The 3,870-nt window shown below is 59.0% G+C and carries 6 protein-coding genes; 5 read left to right on the top strand and 1 reads right to left on the bottom strand.

Features of this window, described 5'->3' with window-relative positions; translation table 11 throughout:
• Positions 1 to 175 precede the first annotated feature (175 nt).
• Positions 176 to 571 carry a lysozyme inhibitor LprI family protein gene (locus DD606_RS23975; RefSeq protein ID WP_045894137.1) on the top strand — a complete coding sequence of 132 codons (396 nt, stop codon included), beginning with the start codon at positions 176 to 178 and terminating at the stop codon, positions 569 to 571.
• Here DD606_RS23975 and rutR read toward each other — a convergent pair.
• Positions 568 to 1,206 carry an HTH-type transcriptional regulator RutR gene (rutR, locus tag DD606_RS23970; RefSeq protein ID WP_015570865.1) on the bottom strand — a complete coding sequence of 213 codons (639 nt, stop codon included), beginning with the start codon at positions 1,204 to 1,206 and terminating at the stop codon, positions 568 to 570. The two genes, DD606_RS23975 and rutR, sit on opposite strands and share 4 nt — an antisense overlap.
• 245 nt (positions 1,207 to 1,451) lie before the next feature.
• Here rutR and rutA point away from each other — a divergent pair, with 245 nt between their 5' ends.
• The 4 genes from rutA to DD606_RS23950 form a co-directional block, all read left to right on the top strand.
• Positions 1,452 to 2,543: a pyrimidine utilization protein A gene (gene rutA, locus DD606_RS23965; RefSeq protein WP_129259315.1), complete on the top strand. Its 1,092-nt coding sequence runs from the start codon at positions 1,452 to 1,454 to the stop codon at positions 2,541 to 2,543.
• Complete coding sequence (gene rutB / locus DD606_RS23960; RefSeq protein WP_023324432.1) at positions 2,543 to 3,232, top strand: pyrimidine utilization protein B; 690 nt, start codon at positions 2,543 to 2,545, stop codon at positions 3,230 to 3,232. The genes rutA and rutB overlap by 1 nt, the downstream gene beginning before the upstream one ends.
• Positions 3,233 to 3,243: 11 nt before the next feature.
• Positions 3,244 to 3,630 carry a pyrimidine utilization protein C gene (rutC, locus tag DD606_RS23955; RefSeq protein ID WP_032608979.1) on the top strand — a complete coding sequence of 129 codons (387 nt, stop codon included), beginning with the start codon at positions 3,244 to 3,246 and terminating at the stop codon, positions 3,628 to 3,630.
• A gap of 7 nt (positions 3,631 to 3,637) precedes the next feature.
• Positions 3,638 to 3,870, top strand: a 233-nt coding sequence (locus DD606_RS23950; protein WP_129259313.1) for an alpha/beta fold hydrolase, incomplete at its 3' end; no start/stop codon positions are given.

The following is a 3,870-nucleotide window of genomic DNA, read 5'->3' as shown; positions in this document are numbered from 1 at the left end:
CTCGGTGCAGGGCTTCGCCCGCGGGGAGACCAACCTGCTGCTGGAGCGCCTGTACGTTGAGCGCTCGCTCAGCGTTAACACCGCGGCGGCGGGCGGTAACGCCAGCCTGATGACAATCGGCTAACGCTGTGCTAATAAGGCTCCGGAGACGGAGCCTTATTTTATTGGGGAGTGTATGAAACGATATCTTATCGCAGGCGCAGCACTGCTGCTCAGCGCCAGCGCGCTGGCCGACGAGTGCGACAAAGCGACCACCCAGACAGAACTCAGTGCCTGTGCGGCAGAGCAGTACCAGGCTGCGGATAAAAAGCTCAACCAGACGTACCAGGCCGCCATCAAACGCGCGGCAGCCCCTCAGCGCGACCTGCTGAAACAGGCGCAGCAGGCGTGGATCGCCCTGCGTGACGCAGACTGTAAATTGATGGGTTCAGGAACCGAAGGTGGCACTATTCAGCCGATGATTATCAACCAGTGCCTGACGGAGAAAACAGCGGAGCGCGAAGCCTTTCTGGCCTCGTTGATGCAGTGTGAAGAGGGCAATTTAAGCTGCCCTTTCCAACCGGCTGATTAGCGCACACGGATCCCTTCGATAATCATCCGCTGCACGTTATCCAGCGTACTCTGGAAAAACGCCTCGTCCTGGAGCGTTTTACCGGTCACCGCCTCGACCTGGGCCGCGAAGTCAGCGTAGTGCTGGGTTGAGGCCCAAATCATGAAGATCAGATGATGCGGATCGACGGGCGCCAGTTTTCCGCTGGCGACCCATCCGGCAATAATGGCCGATTTATCGTCCACCAGCTGCTTTAGATCTCCCGTCAGCTCCGCCTGCAACAGCGGCGCGCCCTGCAACATCTCCAGGCAGAACAGCCTTGATGCCTGCGGGTAATCACGCGATACCTCCAGCTTCAGGCGTATGTACTCCTCTATCGCCACCAGCGGGGCCAGCTCTTCGCGAAATGCTTTAAGTGGTGCGAGCCAGATATCCAGGATCTGCTGCATCACCGCCACATACAGCGCCTCTTTTGAAGGGTAGTAGTAGAGCAGATTGGTCTTGGACACCCCGGCCTGCTCCGCCACCTGCTCAAGGCGCGTACCGTGAATACCAAACTGCGAAAATGTCTCCAGCGCAGCGCTGAGGATCGCCTGTTTCTTGGCGCTCACCGCCTGCGAACGTTTACCTGGTGTTTTCACTGCGCCTTGTGTCATTTTCGCTCTCCATTTTCTGTCCTGCGCTCAGCATAGCAAAACCCCCGTCTCGCCACGACCTTCTGCACCCTCAGCGCGCATGAGTGCCTGTTTTTTGTGCAATGATTTTGACCATCTAGTCCACATTTTCGCTGTTAATTTTAACAACCATCATTTAACACCTTAATAACAAAGTGATTTTCAAAACTGGCACTGCCTTTGCAAAAACATCGTGACACCTGCGATGTAATGAAGAGAGGTTCGTGATGAAAATTGGCGTATTTGTACCGATCGGCAACAACGGCTGGCTTATCTCGACCACTGCCCCGCAATACATGCCGACCTTTGAGCTGAATAAAGCCATCGTGCAGAAAGCGGAGCATTACCATTTCGACTTTGCGCTCTCGATGATCAAGCTGCGCGGTTTCGGCGGTAAGACCGAATTCTGGGACCACAACCTGGAGTCCTTTACCCTGATGGCGGGCCTGGCGGCGGTCACCTCGCGGATCCAGATCTACGCCACCGCCGCCACCCTTACCCTGCCCCCGGCGATCGTGGCGCGGATGGCCTCCACCATCGACTCCATCTCCGGCGGGCGCTTTGGCGTTAACCTGGTCACCGGCTGGCAAAAGCCGGAGTACGAGCAGATGGGGATCTGGCCGGGGGACGATTACTTCTCCCGTCGCTACGACTACCTGACTGAATATGTGCAGGTGCTGCGCGATCTGTGGGGCACCGGCAAAAGCGATTTCAAAGGCGATTTCTTCACCATGAACGACTGCCGCGTCAGCCCGCAGCCGTCGGTGCCGATGAAGGTTATCTGCGCCGGGCAGAGCGACGCCGGGATGGAATTCTCCGCGAAATACGCCGACTTCAACTTCTGCTTCGGCAAAGGCGTTAACACCCCTGCCGCCTTCGCGCCCACTGCGGCACGCATGAAAGCGGCCGCCGATAAAACCGGGCGCGACGTGGGCTCCTACGTGCTGTTTATGGTGATTGCCGACGAAACCGATGACGCCGCGCGCGCCAAATGGGAACGATACAAGGACGGCGCGGATGACGAAGCGCTGAGCTGGCTGACCGAGCAGAGCCAGAAGGATACCCGCTCCGGCGCGGACACCAACGTTCGCCAGATGGCCGACCCGACGTCTGCCGTCAATATCAACATGGGCACCCTGGTTGGCTCGTATGCCAGCGTCGCCAGAATGCTCGACGAAGTGGCTGCCGTGCCCAGCGCCGAAGGCGTGCTGCTGACCTTCGATGATTTTCTCACCGGCGTGGAAACCTTCGGCGAGCGCATTCAGCCGCTGATGCAGTGCCGCGCCCACATCCCTGCCGTGACGAAGGAGGTGGCGTAATGACGACCCTCAACGCTCGCCCGGAAGCCATTACCTTTGACGCGCAGCGCAGCGCGCTGATCGTGGTGGATATGCAAAACGCCTATGCCAGTAAAGGCGGGTATCTGGATCTGGCCGGGTTTGACGTCTCCACCACGCAGCCGGTGATTGAGAACATCAAAACCGCCGTGCACGCTGCGCGCGCTGCGGGCATGCTCATCGTCTGGTTCCAGAACGGCTGGGACGACCAGTACGTCGAAGCTGGTGGTCCCGGCTCCCCCAACTTTCACAAATCCAACGCCCTGAAAACCATGCGCCAACGGCCAGAACTCCAGGGCACGCTGCTGGCGAAAGGCGGCTGGGATTATCAGCTGGTGGATGAGCTGGTACCGGAAGCCAGCGATATCGTACTGCCGAAACCGCGCTACAGCGGCTTTTTCAATACCCCGCTCGACAGCCTGCTGCGCAGCCGGGGCATTCGTCATCTGGTCTTTACGGGCATTGCCACCAACGTCTGCGTGGAGTCGACCCTGCGCGACGGCTTTTTCCTCGAGTATTTTGGCGTGGTGCTGGAAGACGCTACCCATCAGGCCGGGCCGGATTTTGCCCAGAAAGCCGCCCTGTTCAATATCGAAACCTTTTTTGGCTGGGTCAGTAACGTCAATGATTTCTGCGACGCGCTGAATCCCCCGCTCGCCCGCATCGCCTGAGGAGAACCGCTATGCCGAAATCCGTGATTATTCCGCCGGGCACCAGCACCCCGATTGCCCCCTTCGTTCCCGGCACCCTCGCCGACGGCGTGGTGTATGTCTCGGGCACGCTGCCGTTTGATAAAGACAACAACGTGGTATTTATCGATGACCCAAAGGCGCAAACCCGCCACGTGCTGGAGACGATCAAAACCGTGATCGAAACGGCGGGTGGCACGATGGAGGACGTGACCTTCAACAGCATCTTTATCACCGACTGGAAAAACTACGCCGCGATTAACGAAATCTACGCGGAGTTTTTCCCGGGCGATAAACCGGCGCGGTTTTGCATCCAGTGCGGGCTGGTAAAGCCGGACGCGCTGGTTGAAATTGCCACCGTTGCGCACATCGCGAAGTGAGGCCGCCATGAAACTGTCCATTTCCCCGCCCCCCTTTGCGGGCGCGCCCGTGGTGGTACTGATTGCCGGGCTCGGCGGCAGCGGGAGCTACTGGCTGCCTCAGCTCGCCGTGCTGGGGCAGGAGTATCAGGTGGTGTGCTACGACCAGCGGGGCACGGGGAATAACCCGGATACCCTGCCGGAAGACTACACCCTCGCACACATGGCCGACGAGCTCGCACTGGCGTTAGCCGGGGCAGG

Origin of the sequence: Enterobacter cloacae complex sp. GF14B, assembly GCF_004136805.1 — a bacterium.
Classification (GTDB): domain Bacteria; phylum Pseudomonadota; class Gammaproteobacteria; order Enterobacterales; family Enterobacteriaceae; genus Enterobacter; species Enterobacter hormaechei_C.
This window is presented reverse-complemented; position numbering and strand designations above follow the sequence as displayed.

Bases quoted from the DNA above. Each gene is read 5' to 3' on its own strand.
- DD606_RS23975 (WP_045894137.1), top strand. From the start codon at position 176: ATGAAACGATATCTTATCGCAGGCGCAGCACTGCTGCTCAGCGCCAGC.
- rutA (WP_129259315.1), top strand. From the start codon at position 1,452: ATGAAAATTGGCGTATTTGTACCGATCGGCAACAACGGCTGGCTTATC.
- rutB (WP_023324432.1), top strand. From the start codon at position 2,543: ATGACGACCCTCAACGCTCGCCCGGAAGCCATTACCTTTGACGCGCAG.
- rutC (WP_032608979.1), top strand. From the start codon at position 3,244: ATGCCGAAATCCGTGATTATTCCGCCGGGCACCAGCACCCCGATTGCC.
- rutR (WP_015570865.1), bottom strand. From the start codon at position 1,206: ATGACACAAGGCGCAGTGAAAACACCAGGTAAACGTTCGCAGGCGGTG.